This window comes from Streptomyces pacificus, assembly GCF_011766325.1.
GTDB lineage: Bacteria > Actinomycetota > Actinomycetes > Streptomycetales > Streptomycetaceae > Streptomyces > Streptomyces pacificus.
Window position 1 is genome coordinate 392504 of record NZ_BLLG01000004.1, and the last position, 15192, is coordinate 407695.

At 71.0% G+C, this 15192-nt stretch carries 13 protein-coding genes and 1 tRNA gene; 3 read left to right on the forward strand and 11 right to left on the reverse strand.

Translation table 11 applies throughout. From position 1 onward, the window contains the following. Window positions 1-101 precede the first annotated feature (101 nt). The 9 genes from rpmE to SCWH03_RS09195 form a co-directional block, all read right to left on the reverse strand. Complete coding sequence (gene rpmE, locus SCWH03_RS09155) at window positions 102-326, reverse strand: 50S ribosomal protein L31 (protein ID WP_173263656.1); 225 nt, start codon at window positions 324-326, stop codon at window positions 102-104. Between the two features lie 230 nt (window positions 327-556). Next, on the reverse strand, window positions 557-1645 hold the full coding sequence (locus SCWH03_RS09160; protein WP_173263657.1) for an LCP family protein: 1089 nt from the start codon (window positions 1643-1645) through the stop codon (window positions 557-559). A 284-nt stretch (window positions 1646-1929) separates the two neighbouring features. Further along, complete coding sequence (rho, locus tag SCWH03_RS09165; RefSeq protein ID WP_173263658.1) at window positions 1930-3942, reverse strand: transcription termination factor Rho; 2013 nt, start codon at window positions 3940-3942, stop codon at window positions 1930-1932. 393 nt (window positions 3943-4335) lie between these two features. Beyond that, window positions 4336-5253: a homoserine kinase gene (gene thrB, locus SCWH03_RS09170; protein ID WP_173263659.1), complete on the reverse strand. Its 918-nt coding sequence runs from the start codon at window positions 5251-5253 to the stop codon at window positions 4336-4338. An 833-nt stretch (window positions 5254-6086) separates the two neighbouring features. Continuing rightward, a complete protein-coding gene (gene thrC, locus SCWH03_RS09175) occupies window positions 6087-7154 on the reverse strand; it encodes a threonine synthase (RefSeq protein ID WP_173263660.1) in 1068 nt (355 codons plus the stop codon). 6 nt (window positions 7155-7160) lie between these two features. After that, a complete protein-coding gene (locus SCWH03_RS09180) occupies window positions 7161-8453 on the reverse strand; it encodes a homoserine dehydrogenase (protein ID WP_173263661.1) in 1293 nt (430 codons plus the stop codon). A gap of 97 nt (window positions 8454-8550) precedes the next feature. After that, complete coding sequence (gene lysA / locus SCWH03_RS09185; protein ID WP_173263662.1) at window positions 8551-9951, reverse strand: diaminopimelate decarboxylase; 1401 nt, start codon at window positions 9949-9951, stop codon at window positions 8551-8553. A gap of 13 nt (window positions 9952-9964) precedes the next feature. After that, a complete protein-coding gene (gene nrtL, locus SCWH03_RS09190) occupies window positions 9965-10966 on the reverse strand; it encodes an ArgS-related anticodon-binding protein NrtL (RefSeq protein ID WP_173263663.1) in 1002 nt (333 codons plus the stop codon). 55 nt (window positions 10967-11021) lie between these two features. Beyond that, window positions 11022-11447 carry a response regulator gene (locus SCWH03_RS09195; RefSeq protein ID WP_254076650.1) on the reverse strand — a complete coding sequence of 142 codons (426 nt, stop codon included), beginning with the start codon at window positions 11445-11447 and terminating at the stop codon, window positions 11022-11024. A 673-nt stretch (window positions 11448-12120) separates the two neighbouring features. On the opposite strand from SCWH03_RS09195, the gene SCWH03_RS09200 reads away from it, so the two are divergent. Next, window positions 12121-12192: transfer RNA gene (locus SCWH03_RS09200), tRNA-Arg, on the forward strand. 71 nt (window positions 12193-12263) lie between these two features. On the opposite strand, the gene SCWH03_RS28865 is transcribed toward SCWH03_RS09200, so the two are convergent. Continuing rightward, entirely contained in the window at window positions 12264-12539 is a 276-nt protein-coding gene (locus SCWH03_RS28865; protein ID WP_254076630.1) for a hypothetical protein, read from the reverse strand. After that, a complete protein-coding gene (locus SCWH03_RS09205; RefSeq protein ID WP_254076631.1) occupies window positions 12529-13089 on the reverse strand; it encodes a bifunctional DNA primase/polymerase in 561 nt (186 codons plus the stop codon). Before SCWH03_RS09205 ends, SCWH03_RS28865 begins: the two co-directional genes overlap by 11 nt. A gap of 797 nt (window positions 13090-13886) precedes the next feature. On the opposite strand from SCWH03_RS09205, the gene SCWH03_RS09210 reads away from it, so the two are divergent. Together SCWH03_RS09210 and SCWH03_RS09215 are read left to right on the forward strand one after the other, a co-directional pair. Further along, complete coding sequence (locus SCWH03_RS09210; RefSeq protein ID WP_173263666.1) at window positions 13887-14348, forward strand: helix-turn-helix domain-containing protein; 462 nt, start codon at window positions 13887-13889, stop codon at window positions 14346-14348. A 3-nt stretch (window positions 14349-14351) separates the two neighbouring features. After that, a complete protein-coding gene (locus SCWH03_RS09215) occupies window positions 14352-14912 on the forward strand; it encodes a PIN domain-containing protein (protein WP_173263667.1) in 561 nt (186 codons plus the stop codon). The last annotated feature ends 280 nt before the right edge of the window (window positions 14913-15192 follow it).

Sequence of the window (15192 nt, forward strand, 5' to 3'; positions counted from 1 at the left end):
GATGCTCCTGGTGGGTGACGCTGGATGGCTGCGGGAGAGACGGCAAAGCGCCGGTCACGGCCGCCCGTGCGGGGGCGGCCGTGGACCGGCGCAGTGGCTCGCTACTTCTTGGCGGAGCCGGCAGCCTTGCCGAAGCGGGCCTCGAAGCGGGCCACACGGCCACCGGTGTCGAGGATCTTCTGCTTGCCCGTGTAGAACGGGTGGCACGCCGAGCAGACCTCGGCGCGGATCGTGCCGCCCTGGAGGGTGCTGCGGGTGGTGAACGACGCGCCGCAGGTGCAGCTCACCTGGGTCTCGACGTACTCGGGGTGGATGTCGCGCTTCAAGGGATTCTCCTAGTTCCGGGAGGGCGCCGGGTCGCACACGCGGGGTGCGCGCACGTGAACCGGGGCCGACGTACCAGTCTGCCAGGACCGGCCGTATCTCCCAAAACCGGGGGTCACCGCCAGGTATTCCCCGGGGCGGGGGCCGGGACGGGGGCGGTGAGCGGCGACCGCGCGGACGCGGCAGTACGGCGGCGCGGGGCGGCCTCGGGAGAGCGGCAGGGCGGCAGGGCCTACTCCACGATGCCCGCGGCCTCCCCGTCGGCGGTGCCCTCGGTCGCGGAGGCGGGTATGGGCAGGTCGGCGCGCAGCGCCGCCCACACCTGCCCGCTCTGCTGCTCCAGGGGTACGACGCGGTTGGGGTCCTGTTCGTCGTACTCCACCGGCAGGGTGATCATCCGGACGTCGTCCGCGTCGAGGCCCTTGAGGCCGTTCGCGAAGCCGATGAGGTCCTGGACCGAGCCGAGGTCGGAGTCGGGTGTGATCGCGCTGGTGGCGGTGTCGGCGAGGTCGTACAGCTTCTTCGGGTCGCTGAGCACTCCCACGTCCTTGACCTGCTGTATCAGTGCCTTGACGAAGGCCTGCTGGAGCTGGATCCGGCCGAGGTCGCTGCCGTTGCCGACGGCCTTGCGGGTGCGCACCAGGCCGAGGGCCTGCTCGCCGCTGAGCGTGTGCGTGCCCGGCGGGAGCTCCAGGTGGCTGTCGGAGTCGCTGATCGCCTCGGTCGTGGTGATCTCCACGCCGCCGAGTTCGTCCACGAGCTGCTTGAAGCCGGTGAAGTCGACCTCCAGGTAGTGGTCCATCCGGATACCGGAGATCTGCTCGACGGTCTTCACCGCGCAGGCCGGTCCGCCGACCTCGTAGGCCGTGTTGAACATGGCGCGTTGCTCGCCGGGGACGCTGTCGCCTCGGCTGTCGGTGCACGGGGGCCGGTCGACGAGGGTGTCGCGGGGCACGGAGACGACGGCGGCCTCTCGGCGCCCCTCGTATAGGTGCACGATCATCGCCGTGTCGGAGCGGGCGCCGCCCTCGTCCGCGCCGTACTCGCCGTTGGCGCCGGCCCGGGAGTCGGAGCCCAGGACGAGGATGTCCATGGAGCCGTTGTCCACGTCGTCCGGGCGGTCGCTGCCGAGCTGGCCGCTGATGTCGACGCCCTGGATGTTGCCGTCGAGCTTGAGGTAGACCCAGCCGAGGCCCGACCCTCCGAGGAGCACCAGTGCCGCCGTGGCCCACGAGGCGAGCGTCGCGGCCCGGCGCCGCGGGGTGGCCGGCCGGCGGCGCCGGCCCGTTCCGCGTATTCGGCCCTTGCCCTGTTCCGCCATCCGGCTCCCCCAAGTCCTCGTAGGTCCCGATACCCCCGGCCGCGCTCTTCAGGCGCGGTTTGTCCAAGCTGTCAAGCTTTGTTACGCCGTCTGTGCGACCGGCGGGGAGCGAGAAGGGTTGCACGGGCAGCTGTGAGGACGGTGAGAAGCGGATGAGAAAGGGGCCGTGCGCACGGGGTGGGATGCGGTGCGCACGGGCCCTCCGGGGAGCCTCCCGGGACAGACGGAAACCGCTCCGCCACCTCGGAGGTGGCGGAGCGGCCCGGTGTGCCACTGACGCGGCGTCAGTCGCCGTTGCCCGGTGCGGGCGTATTCTTCTGGATCTGCAGCAGGAACTCGGCGTTCGACTTGGTCTGCTTCATCTTGTCGAGCAGCAGCTCGATCGCCTGCTGCTGGTCGAGCGCGTGCAGCACCCGGCGCAACTTCCAGACGATGGCGAGTTCCTCGCCGCTGAGCAGGATCTCCTCCTTGCGGGTGCCGGACGCGTCGACGTCCACCGCGGGGAAGATGCGCTTGTCGGCGAGCTTCCGGTCGAGCTTGAGCTCCATGTTGCCGGTGCCCTTGAACTCCTCGAAGATCACCTCGTCCATGCGCGAGCCGGTGTCGACCAGCGCGGTGGCCAGGATGGTCAGCGAGCCGCCGTCCTCGATGTTGCGCGCGGCGCCGAAGAAGCGCTTCGGCGGGTAGAGCGCGGTCGAGTCGACACCGCCGGACAGGATGCGGCCGGAGGCCGGGGCCGCCAGGTTGTACGCACGGCCCAGCCGGGTGATGGAGTCCAGCAGGACGACCACGTCGTGACCCAGCTCGACCAGGCGCTTGGCCCGCTCGATGGCCAGTTCGGCGACCGTGGTGTGGTCCTCGGCGGGGCGGTCGAAGGTCGAGGAGATGACCTCGCCCTTGACCGACCGCTGCATGTCGGTGACTTCTTCCGGCCGCTCGTCGACGAGGACGACCATCAGGTGGCACTCGGGGTTGTTGTGGGTGATCGCGTTGGCGACCGCCTGCATGATCATGGTCTTGCCGGTCTTCGGCGGGGCCACGATCAGACCGCGCTGGCCCTTGCCGATCGGCGACACGAGGTCGATGATCCGCGTGGTCAGCACGCCCGGGTCGGTCTCCAGGCGGAGCCGGTCCTGCGGATAGAGCGGGGTCAGCTTGTTGAACTCCGGGCGCCCGCGACCGGATTCGGGCGCCATGCCGTTGACGGAGTCCAGGCGGACCAGCGCGTTGAACTTCTCGCGGCGCTCGCCCTCCTTGGGCTGCCGGACCGCGCCGGTGACGTGGTCGCCCTTGCGCAGGCCGTTCTTGCGGACCTGGGCGAGGGACACGTACACGTCGTTGGGGCCGGGCAGGTAGCCGGAGGTCCGGATGAACGCGTAGTTGTCCAGGATGTCGAGGATGCCCGCGACGGGGATCAGCACATCGTCCTCGGCGAGCTGCGGCTCGCCGCCGAACTCCTCGCGGCCGCGGCGGCCTCGGCGGTCGCGGTAGCGGCCTCGGCGCCCGCGCCGGCCGCCCTGCTCGTCGTCGAAGTCGTCCTGCGGGCCGCCGCCCTGCCGCTGCTGGCCGCCCTGCTGCTGTTGGCGCTGGCCGCCGCCCTGCTGGTCGTCGCCCTTGCCGCCGCGGCGGTCGCGGCGGCCCTCGCGCCGGCCGTCGCCGCGCTCACCGCGCTCACCGCGGTCTCCCCGGTCACGCCGACCGTCCCCACGGCGGCCCTCGGCGGTCTCGGTGGCGGCCTCGGCCTTGGCCTCCGGCTGCCCCTCGGTCCTGGTCTCGGCCCGGACCTCGGTCTTCACGTCCCCCCTCGGCTCGGCCTTGGCCGCGTCGGCCTCCGGGCTGCCCGCGGGGGCGGTGGCCCGGCGGCGGCGACGCTCGCCCGCCGGGGCGTCGTCGCTGGCCGGCTGGCCCGGGATGTCGATCTGCTGCTGGGCGGCGGGGGACTCGGCCTTCGGCTCTGCGGCGGCGCCCTCCTCACCCGTACGGGCCTTGGAGGTGGCGCGGCGCTTCGGCTTCGCCGCGGCTGCGCCGCCGCCCGTCTCGGCGCCCTTGGCCGGGGCTCCTCCGGCGGCCTGCGCCTCCTTGATGACCTCGATCAGCTGGCTCTTGCGCATCCGCGCGGTGCCCCTGATCCCGAGGCCCGAAGCGACCTGCTGGAGCTCGGCCAGGACCATGCCCTCGAGGCCGGTGCCGGAACGGCGGCGCCGGGAGGTGGTGCCAGTGGCAGCACCTGCGGCGGGCGCGGCGGTGTCGACACTGCTGTCGGCAGTCACGCCCATCAGATCGGTGGTGTCGCTCACGAAGGGTCCTTCCCTGGAGCGGACGTCGGCCTTCTGGCTCGGCGACCGGTTGTGCTGTCCGGCGCGGTCTTCGATCTCTCTGATCGCGGACCGGAGCCGGGGCGGTGGTCCGCCGGGGTACGGCGGAAAGATGTACGTGCAGGGTCCGGCTCGAGTTCCCCCTGCTCAACCCTCTCTTCGGGAGAAGCGAGGGGTGTCGTGCCGGTTCCGGAGCGTGCTCGAAACTGCTCAGGCAGGCTGCTCAGGCAGTTGGGGAGGCTCCCGGAAGAGTGGTGGTCCCGGAAAGGGACACAAAGCACCGCGCCACAAGATTGTGGGGCTGCGTACTTGAGGTTAACACTACCGGCTCCAACAAACATTCCCCCTCTCTGTCACCGGCAATCCCGTGTCGGGCTACGGAGCCAGCGGGAGGACACACGCTCCCGCGGCGTCGAGCGCGAGCCTGTTGGCCGCCCAGCCCTCGCCCGCGAGCCGGGCGACCTTGTCGGCCGTAGCGTCCTCGGCCAGTGCGAGCACGGTGGGGCCCGCACCGGAGATGACCGCGGGGACCCCGTCGGCGCGCAGCCGGCTCACCAGGTCGACGCTCTGCGGCATCGCCGGTGCCCGGTACTCCTGGTGGAGACGGTCCTCGGTGGCGGGAAGCAGCAGCTCGGGGCGCCTGGCGAGGGCCTCGACGAGCAGCGCCGCACGTCCCGCGTTGACGGCGGCGTCCACATGGGGAACGGTCCGCGGGAGCAGCCCGCGGGCGGTCTCGGTGAGAACCGGCCTGCTCGGTACGAAAACCACCGGAACGATGGATTCGGACGGGTCCATCCTGATCGCACGGGCCGCTCCCGCGTCGGTCCACGCGAGGGTGAAGCCGCCGAGGAGGCAGGCTGCCACGTTGTCCGGGTGGCCCTCGATCTCGGTGGCGAGTTCCAGCAGTGCCGCGTCGTCGAGCCGGACGTCGCCCCCTATGGTCACCGCGGTGGCCGCCACGATGCCGGCGCAGATGGCGGCCGACGAGGAGCCGAGCCCCCGGCCGTGCGGGATACGGTTCGCGCAGACGACCTCGAGGCCTCGGGGCTGCCCGCCGAGCAGGTCGAAGGCCGTGCGCAGCGAGCGCAGGAGCAGATGGCTCTCGTCGCGCGGCAGCGTCTCGGCGCCCTCACCGGCGATGTCGATGTGCAGCCCGGAGTCCGCGACGCGGACCACGACGTCGTCGTACAGGCCCAACGACAGGCCGAAGGCGTCGAAGCCCGGTCCGAGGTTGGCGCTGGTGGCGGGCACGCGCACTCGGACGGCGGCGGCGCGGAACGCGGGACCTGCCATCGGTCGACGACTCTCCTCATTGGTTCAGTTCAGTTCAGTTCGGTTCTCGATCGCTTCCGACCACTGGCGATCGGCGCCGATCTCGTGATCTCCATGACCTCGACGATTCGGGCGATCTCGTTGATTCGGGCGATCTCGGCGATCCCTAGGGTCCCGAAGACCTCTGCGATCGGGTTTGATCGACTCTAGTCGGCTCTGATCGGCTCTGATAGACGTGCTGATGATGCGAAGCGGAATACAGGAACACAGGAACACGGGAAGGAAGACGGGAACACGGAACACGGAAAGACCCAGGGGCCGAAGACGGCGACGACCGCGGCAAACGCGGCGGCGGGGTTGCGTACAGCCTATCCAAGGAAGGCTGTCCCGCGACACAGGGCGCACGGGAGGCGCACGATGCGTGTCGCACCCTCTGCGTGCCCCCGCGGCGCGTCCGGCACGCAGTCCCGCCCCGGGGGCCCCCGCGGCACGCCCGGGACAGCGGTCCGCGCTCCGCGCGCCATGCCCGCACGGAGAGGCCCGGCGCCACGGCACCCCCGGAGCCGCCTGGCCTCCGCGCGCCACGCCCGCGCGGAGAGGCCCGGCCGGGCCGGCAACGGACGCCCCAGCCGCGACTTGCGCGGCCCGTACGGTCGGCCCGCGCAGGCGCACGGCATCGGCGGACGGGTGGGCGCACACGCGGCGCGGCGTGATATCGCCGGCCCCGCACGACCGGCGCCCGTGCCGAGTGAGGCCCGTCAGGCGCAACCGGCGCACCGCACGGCTCACGGCCCGCCGGGCGCAGTCGGCGCAACCGGCGCACCGCACGGCGGGGACACCCCAGCCGCAACGTCTCAGCCGAGTCCGAGTTGCTCCGCCGCCGCTGCCGCGTCCACCGGGACCGTGAGCGGCTGCGGTGCTCCGGCGACCGCCCAGTCGGGGTCCTTGAGGCCGTTGCCCGTGACCGTGCAGACGATCCGCTGGCCGGGGTCGACCCTGCCCGCCTCGGCGGCCTTGAGCAGGCCGGCCACCGATGCGGCCGAGGCCGGCTCCACGAAGACACCCTCGCGCGAGGCCAGCAGTTTGTAGGCACGCAGAATCTGACGGTCGGTCACTTCGTCGATGGAGCCGCCCGACTCGTCCTTGGCCGCCACCGCGAGCTCCCAGGACGCCGGGTTGCCGATCCGGATGGCGGTCGCGATTGTCGACGGGTCCTTGACCACCTCACCGCGCACGATGGGCGCCGAGCCGGACGCCTGGAAGCCCCACATACGCGGGGTGCGGGTGGACACTCCGTCCGCCGCGTACTCCCGGTAACCCTTCCAGTACGCCGTGATGTTGCCGGCGTTGCCCACGGGCAGCACATGGACGTCCGGCGCGTCGCCGAGGGCGTCGACGACCTCGAAGGCTGCGGTCTTCTGGCCCTCGATCCGGACCGGGTTCACCGAATTGACCAGTGCCACGGGGTAGTTCTCGGACAGGCCGCGGGCCAGCACCAGGCAGTCGTCGAAGTTCCCGTCCACCTGAAGGATCTTCGCCCCGTGCACCAGCGCCTGACCCAGTTTGCCCATCGCGATCTTGCCCTGCGGGATCAGCACTGCGGACACCATCCCCGCGCGGCCGGCGTAGGCCGCGGCGGAGGCGGAGGTGTTGCCGGTGGAGGCGCAGATGACGGCCTTCGCGCCCTCCTCCCTGGCACGGGTTATCGCCATGGTCATCCCGCGGTCCTTGAACGACCCGGTCGGGTTGGCACCCTCGACCTTGAGATACACGTCACACCCCGTGGCCTCGGAGAGGGACTGCGCGGCGACGAGCGGCGTACCGCCCTCGCCGAGTGTGACGACCGGCGTGGTGTCGGTCACCGGGAGCCGGTCGCGGTACTCCTCGATGATGCCGCGCCACTGGTGGGTGCGAGTGCTCATGGGTCCCTACTCTCCTTCAACCCGCATGATGCTGGCGACACCGCGCACGGTGTCCATCGTGCGCAGCGCCTCGACGGTCCCCGAGAGGGCGGCGTCGGGCGCGCGGTGGGTGACGACGACGAGCGATGCCTCGCCGTCCTTGCCCGTCTGGCGCACCGTGTCGATCGAGACGCCGTGCTCGGCGAAGACCGTCGCCACCTGGGCGAGCACGCCCGGTTTGTCGGCCACGTCGAGGCTGATGTGGTAGCGCGTCACGACCTCGCCCATGGGGCTCACGGGCAGCCGCGTGTAGACGGACTCGCCGGGCCCCGTCGCCTCGGCGAGTTTGTTCCGGCAGACCGCGACCAGGTCGCCCAGGACGGCGGATGCGGTCGGCGCACCACCGGCACCGGGACCGTAGAACATCAGCCGGCCGGCCGCCTCCGCCTCGACGAACACCGCGTTGTACGCCTCGCGCACGGACGCCAGCGGGTGGCTGAGCGGAATCATCGCCGGGTGCACCCGGGCCGTGACCGACCTGCCGTCGGCCGCCCGCTCGCAGATCGCGAGCAGCTTGATGGTGCAGCCCATCTGCTTGGCGGAGGCGAAGTCGGCGGCGGTGACCTCGGTCATGCCCTCGCGGTACACGTCGTCGAGGCGCACCCGGGTGTGGAAGGCGATGCCGGCGAGGATCGCCGCCTTGGCCGCGGCGTCGAAGGCCTCCACGTCGGCGGTCGGGTCCGCCTCGGCGTACCCGAGCGCGGTGGCCTCGTCCAGCGCCTCGGAGTAGCCCGCGCCGGAGGTGTCCATCTTGTCGAGGATGAAGTTGGTCGTGCCGTTGACGATGCCGAGGACCCGGTTGACCTTGTCGCCGGCCAGGGACTCCCGCAGCGGCCTGATCAGCGGGATCGCACCGGCCACTGCGGCCTCGAAGTAGAGGTCGCGGCCGTGTTTCCCGGCGGCGGCGTACAGCGTGGCGCCGTCCTCGGCGAGCAGCGCCTTGTTCGCCGAGACGACCGATGCCCCGTGCTCGAACGCGGTGGTGATCAGCGTGCGGGCGGGTTCGATACCGCCGATGACCTCGACGACCACATCGACGTCGCCGCGCGAGACGAGCGCCTTGGCGTCGGTGGTGACGAGCTCCCGCGGGACCCCCTCGCGGACCTTGGAAGGGCGGCGGACGGCGACACCGGCGAGTTCCACCGGGGCGCCGATCCGTGCGGCGAGGTCGCCGGCGTGCGTCGTCATGATGCGCGCCACCTCTGAGCCGACCACTCCACAGCCCAGCAGCGCCACCTTCAGCGGACGCGTACGCATCATCCGACCTCGATTCCTTACATCAAGCAGGGTGCGAACCAGTCTCACCCACCGCACGGGGCTTTCCGCGCCCCGTCCGGATTCTGAGACATATATTTCATTAGCCGACATCCAGACGCAGGAGGTCATCCTCCGTCTCACGCCGGACGATCACCTTGGCCCCGCCGTCGCGCACGGCGACGACGGGCGGGCGCAGCGCGTGGTTGTAGTTGCTGGCCATGGAGCGGCAGTACGCACCGGTCGCCGGCACCGCGACCAGGTCTCCCGGCGCCAGGTCGGCGGGCAGGAAGGCGTCCCGTACGACGATGTCGCCGCTCTCGCAGTGCTTGCCGACGACGCGGACCAGCATCGGCTCGGCGTCGCTGGCGCGCGAGACGAGCGCCACGCTGTACTCGGCGTCGTACAGCGCGGTGCGGATGTTGTCGGACATGCCGCCGTCGACGCTGACGTACGTCCGCAGCCCGTCGAGCGGCTTGATCGTGCCCACCTCGTACAAGGTGAAGGCGGTCGGTCCGACGATCGCGCGGCCGGGCTCGACGGAGATGCGGGGCGTGCGCAGGCCGGCCGCCTCGCACTCGCGGCCGACGATCTCGCTGAGCGCCTTGGCGATCTCGTGCGGTTCCCGGGGGTCGTCGGCGGAGGTGTAGGCGATACCGAGGCCGCCGCCCAGGTCGATCTCGGAGAGCTCGACGCCGTGCTCGTCCCTGACCTCCTTCAGCAGCCCCACCACCCGATGGGCGGCCACCTCGAACCCGGAGGTGTCGAAGATCTGGGAGCCGATGTGCGAGTGGATGCCGGCGAGTTCGAGCCCGTCGAGCCGCAGGGCGCGCCGGACCGCCTCCGCCGCCTGGCCGCCGGCGAGCGCGAGGCCGAACTTCTGGTCCTCGTGGGCGGTGGCGATGAACTCGTGGGTGTGCGCCTCGACCCCGACCGTGACGCGGATCAGAACGCGCTGGCGCCTGCCGAGCGACTGCGCGATGTGCGCGACGCGGACGATCTCCTGGAACGAGTCGAGGACGATGCGCCCGACCCCGGCGGCGACGGCCCGCTCGATCTCCTCGACGGACTTGTTGTTGCCGTGGAACGCGATGCGCTCGGCGGGCATCCCGGCGTCCAGCGCCGTGGCCAGCTCGCCGCCGGAGCAGACGTCGAGGTTGAGCCCCTCCTCGTCGAGCCAGCGCACGAGTGCGCGGGAGAGGAACGCCTTGCCCGCGTAGAACACGTCGGCGTCCCTGCCGAAGGCGTCGGCCCAGGCGCGGCAGCGGGCGCGGAAGTCCGCCTCGTCGAGGAAGTAGGCGGGGGTGCCGAACTCCTCCGCGAGCCGGGTGACCTCGATACCGCCGACGGTGACGGCGCCGCCGGGGGCGCGGTGCACGGTGCGCGACCAGACCTTCCCGTCGAGCGCGTTGAGGTCGGCGGGCGGGGCGGTACCCGTCGAGGAGCGGCCCTCGGGGAGGACATCGGCGTAGCGGGGCCCGGCGGGGTGTGCGGAACGGCTCATTCTTCTCTCACATCTACAGGTGTTCGGGTGCGCTGATGCCGAGCAGGGCCAGGCCGCCGGCCAGCACCGTCCCGGCGGCTTCGGCGAGGGCCAGCCGGGAGCGGTGGGCGGCCGAGGGTTTCTCGTCACCGACGGGCAGCGCGGTGTGCTGGAAGCCGAGCAGGGCGTCGGCGGTCGCTTCGAGGTGGCGGGCGAGGCGGTCGGGGGCGCGCAGCCGGGCGGCGGACTCCAGGACGGCGGGGTGGTCGGCGAGCGCGGCGAGGAGCGCGGCGAGGGAACCCCCGTCAGCACCGCACAGGGCCCCGGCGGCCCCCTGGTACGAGGCGGCGATCCCGAGCCGGTCGGCCGCACGCAGCAGGGCCCGGCTGCGGGAGTGCGCGTACCGGACCCGGAAGAGCGCGTTCGGCTCCTTCTGCACAAGGAGGGCGCCGACCGGCAGGGGCTGGTCGTGGGCGGCGGGCCTGAGCAGCGCCCAGAGTGCGGCGTCACGGCCGGCGCGCTCGAACACCGCCTCGTCAGGTGCCGGCAGGGCGGTGATCCGCTCCCCCCCGTCGGGCTCGACGGCGGCCGTGGCGCCCTGGGCCTCCAGCAGCCGCACGACGGTGTCGGTGATCACCCGGGCACGCAGCTCGCCGGCGGGCGCGAAGCGGACGCGGACACCGCGGAGGGCGCCACCGTGGCCGTACTGCCGTCCCTCCTCGCCGATCGCGCGGACGAGCCCGGCGGCCGGGTCCGCGCCGAGGGTGAAGTTCAGGAATCCGGGACCGGTGATCTCCACACGGGCGATGCCGGGACTGCCCGTGATGCGGGCCCTGATCGCCTCGGCGACGTCACGCGGCCGCCGTCCGGCGGGCCCGGCGAGCCGCAGCGCGACATTGGTGGCGTAGTCCCCGCGGCCTCCGGGGCGGGGGCGCTCGACCGTGATCCGCTCGGGCACGGGTGCCTGCAGGGCGCCCTCCTCGACCGCGCGGCGCACGGCGCCCAGCACGGTACGGGAGAGGTCTGCGGGGGTCACGGGACAAGCGTAGGGGAGGTGGGGGGTGTGATCGCGAACCGGTTTCGCCATGCGGTCAGCCCCGGGTGCTCTCCGCCCTCCCGGCGCCGTGCCTGCCGTCCATGGACGGCGGGTCCTCCCCGTATACGAGCCGCCGGACGAGCCTCACCAGTTCGGCGGGCTCGAAGGGCTTGGCGAGAAAGGCGTCGACGCCCGCGGCGACGCCCGTGTCGACCTCGTGCCGGGTGCAGGCGCTGATGATCGCTATGGGCACGCGCCCCGTCCTCGCGTCCGACCGAAGCCGTGCGGCGGTCCGCAGGCCGTCGAGCCGGGGCATCACGACATCGAGCGTGATCACGTCCGGGCGCACCTCGTGGACGACCTTCAGGCACTCGGCACCATCGGCCGCGGTCACGACCTCGAAGCCCTCCAGCTCGAGGTTGACCCTGATCAGCTGCCGAATGACCCTGTTGTCGTCGACGACGAGCACCCGGCCGGACACACCTGACACAACTCGAGAGTAGGTCCGCGAACGCGCCCGCGTCCGGCTTTTCTCCACTTCTGACCCGTCCGGGGTGCGCGAGGGGCGCGAGAAGACGCGGCGCGGGCGGGCATGAGGGTGAAACGGCGGCCGCGGAACGGGCGGCGGCAGCACTGGCTCCGCCACGTTCGGCGCCGGAAGTGCCGGAGGGGCTGGGAGTGCCGGAGGGGCTGGGAGTGCCGCGAGTGTTCCGGGCGTTCCGGGTGTTCCGGGGCGTTCCGGGGCGTTCCGGGTCCCGGTCGTGCGAGGAGGCGCGGGGCCCGGACCTGAAGTGAGACGCGGACGGCGGGAGTGCGACTCGGTGGCAGCCGGCGCAAGTGGCCCGGAGAGGGGCCGCGGCACGACAAGGGCACGGGCCGCGGGGCCAGTCCGCGAGAGGGCGCCAGAAGACGGCGCGCGGCGGCCGGGACGGGGGACCGGGCAGACCGGCACACATGGCACACGCGGCCGGACCTCCGGTGGGAAACGGCCGCACGGGTGCGGGGCCGGGCAGCCGCTCCGCCGGAGCGGGAAGGACCGGGTGGCCGGCCCGAACCGCCCGGGCGGCTCCTTGGTCACGGGCTGGAAATACCTGTTCACGGGCACCCCATCGGAGCTGGTAGGGTTCTACCCGTCGCCGCCGAGAGCGGCGGACGCCCCCGTAGCTCAGGGGATAGAGCAACGGCCTCCGGAGCCGTGTGCGCAGGTTCGAATCCTGCCGGGGGCACTCGCCAGTCAGCCAGCAAGAATCATGCTCTGACCAGTGCGGATGCCGACAGAAGAGGGCGGGAGTCAGTCTCACTGACTCCCGCCCTCTCTCATTCGTCTCATCAGCGCCAAGCGCAGGAGGGATGCGAGGCGTTCGGCCGTATCGGGGGACACTCGGCCCAGCTCGACGAGGCCGTATCCAAAGGCGTTCAGATCTGCGCGTAGATAGGGGAAGTCCTTCTCCAGCCCCGCGCGCACGAGGGCGTCACGTAGTGCGGTGGTCGCGCTTCGAGCCGCGTACCACCCGTCGCTGTCCAGGGGCGACCACGTGGCGGAGTCGTGCCCGCTCGTCGGCTCACCCTGCATCCGTGGTCGTCTCCTCGGGAAGTGCAGCGACCGCCGCGTACGGCGTCGGGTACTGCTCGCCGAAGCGGTCGATCCTCGCGAGGAGCTCCGCAGATGCCACCAGTGCGGTCGCCAGGGCGACCGGCCGCAGCGGGTTGGCCTCCGGCCGGCGAATCGGCGTGCGAAGCCACTGGTAGCGGTCGCCGGAGAGCGGGATGGGGCCGGGCACTACGACCGCGGAGCCGTGGCCGAGGTACCGGTACGGCGGAGGTGAAGGGGTTTCGCGTTCGAGGTAGTGCGTGAAGGCGTCGCGGCTCTGCGAGCCGAGGAAGAAGCCGACGCGTTGCGCCTTGCGGTCGACGAGCGACGGACCGAACGGGAGGCTACTGCGGGTGAGCCGGTCGAACATCTCCAAGCCGAGGCGCTGTTCGACGCTCACCACGTCGAAGGAGCAGCCCGTCGCGAGCAGGCACGGCATCCGAGGATCGTCCGCCCAAGCCTGTCGGCACAGCGCCGGGTCTTCCGCCGCCGCGGACAGCCATTCCATGCCGCGCCTGTTCACCCTCTGCACGTCGTCTCACCCGAGGCTGTCAGAGAGGGGTCGGTCGTTCACCGTCGGCACCCTGCGCGACCTTCGGGGCCTGCGTCACGAGATCGGGCAACTTGCATCCTCCCCGAGGCCGAGGGAGGCCCGGAGCCGCTCGAAGTCCGCGGGGTACGCCCTCTCGCGGAGTGCACCACCAATCAGGCGTTCCGCATCAGACGCCAGCCTGCGCCTCGCACTGAACTTGTTGCACGGTACGCCCGAGGCCCGTCGGCGCCTCGCGGGACGTGTCCCACCTGTCCGACCGTCCGGATAAGACTCTCACCTGCACAAAAACCCCGGACAGCCCCGACAGAAGCTGTCCGGGGTGTGAGGGGTGTCCGGTCAAGGACGGGCTGTAACACCCCACGCTCGGGGTGTTGCAGCCCGTCGGCGTAGCCGACCTCGCAATGGGTGTAGGAGCCGGAGGCGACTTCCGATCTCCCCGCCTACACCAGCGGCCCTCGCGACACGCCTCCGCCGCACTCTGTGTCGCCGCACACCCCCGGTCTGGCTTCGCCGCAGGTCAGAGGGATAGACAGCGCCGACCGCCGCAAATCACCCCTAGGATCTGTTGCGAATGTTTCGAATATTGCGGATACTTCGATAGGTAGGCAGCACTGACCACCAAGACCAGAACCACCACCACCGCCACCATGACGGCCGTAGGCCCCGTGCGTCGCGCCGACGACAAACGACGGGGCCTGCAACCGTCACGCCAGCCCACCCTCGCGCCGACGACGGCGGGCTATTGGCGCCCACCCACGGCTACCAGGGGCGCACGGATGACCAAGATCGATATTCGTCCGGTGAAACTCCCGGACGACAAGCAGAAGACTGCACACCAAGCCCTCACCCGGGTCCGGGCCTACCTGGCAGAGCACCAGGAGGCTTCCCAGATCACTGTCATCGTTCAAGATGAAGGCGATCGTGAGCCCTTGGCTCTCCCTCGCGAGGCTGTAGAGCTCCTCGCGTCGCTCCTGGCGCATCTTGGCGCCGGCCGGGCCGTGTCCATCGTTCCGTCAGACGCCGAGCTCACCACTCAGCAAGCAGCCGACATACTCAACGTGTCCCGACCTTTCCTCATCGGCCTCTTGGATGCCGGAGAGATCGAGTTCCGGACCGTTGGCTCGCACCGCAGAATCACCGCGTCGTCTCTGATGGAGTACCAGCGCAGGGACGACCACCGTCGCCGAGGCGTGGCTGATGAGCTCACCCAGCTCGGCCAGGAGATGGGAATGATCTAGGCCATGGCTTTCGTCGCCGTCTACGACGCCAACGTCCTGTATCCGAGCACCTTGCGTGACGTACTCATCCGCGTAGCGCAGGCAGGGCTTGTACAGGCGAAGTGGACGGACCAGATCCTCGATGAGACCTTCCGCAATCTGAGGAAGAATCGGCCTGACCTTGATCCGAAGAAATTAGATCGTACGCGGGAGCTGATGTCAGGGGCGATCCGGGATGTGCTGGTCAAGGGGCACGAACCGCTGATCGACATACTCGAACTGCCGGATCCCGACGACCGGCACGTCCTGGCCGCTGCCATCAAGGCGAAAGCGCAGGTGATCGTCACATCCAACCTGAAGGACTTCCCCACCGACAAGCTGTCCGTGTGGGATGTACAGGCCGTCCATCCAGACGCCTTCATCGAGGCTCAGGTCGACCTCTCCCCCCGGCTGGTGTACGGAGTGCTTACGCAGATAGCGGACTCCTGGGAAAGCCCGCCGAACGCAGTGGTCGCGGACGTGATCGATTCACTGGAGCGAGAAGGCCTGGTGGCGTCGGTAGCGGCACTGCGAGCCTTGACCTAGACACCCTTCTGACGCCCGTGCCCTGGCCGGTCCGGCCAGGGCACGGGCGTCTCCGGGCGCCAGCGAGCTTTCGCGCTCCAGTGCGCGCGACACGCCTCCGACACACTCTGCGTTGCCGACTATCCCTTGCGTGGCTCCACCGCAGGTCAGAGGCCATAGAGGGGGACAACCAGACAATCAATCCGGAGTCGTGTGCGCAGGTTCGAAGCCTGTCGGGGGCACCCGGAGGACGGGAACGGTGCTGCCGGTTTCGACGTTTCGTTCCCCGCGAGTGCCGCGG

Excerpts from the sequence above, each read along its gene's own strand:
- SCWH03_RS09160 (WP_173263657.1), bottom strand. The coding sequence starts at position 1,645 with ATGGCGGAACAGGGCAAGGGCCGAATACGCGGAACGGGCCGGCGCCGC.
- thrB (WP_173263659.1), bottom strand. The coding sequence starts at position 5,253 with ATGGCAGGTCCCGCGTTCCGCGCCGCCGCCGTCCGAGTGCGCGTGCCC.
- thrC (WP_173263660.1), bottom strand. The coding sequence starts at position 7,154 with ATGAGCACTCGCACCCACCAGTGGCGCGGCATCATCGAGGAGTACCGC.
- SCWH03_RS09180 (WP_173263661.1), bottom strand. The coding sequence starts at position 8,453 with ATGATGCGTACGCGTCCGCTGAAGGTGGCGCTGCTGGGCTGTGGAGTG.
- lysA (WP_173263662.1), bottom strand. The coding sequence starts at position 9,951 with ATGAGCCGTTCCGCACACCCCGCCGGGCCCCGCTACGCCGATGTCCTC.
- SCWH03_RS28865 (WP_254076630.1), bottom strand. The coding sequence starts at position 12,539 with ATGCAGGGTGAGCCGACGAGCGGGCACGACTCCGCCACGTGGTCGCCC.
- SCWH03_RS09210 (WP_173263666.1), top strand. The coding sequence starts at position 13,887 with ATGACCAAGATCGATATTCGTCCGGTGAAACTCCCGGACGACAAGCAG.
- SCWH03_RS09215 (WP_173263667.1), top strand. The coding sequence starts at position 14,352 with ATGGCTTTCGTCGCCGTCTACGACGCCAACGTCCTGTATCCGAGCACC.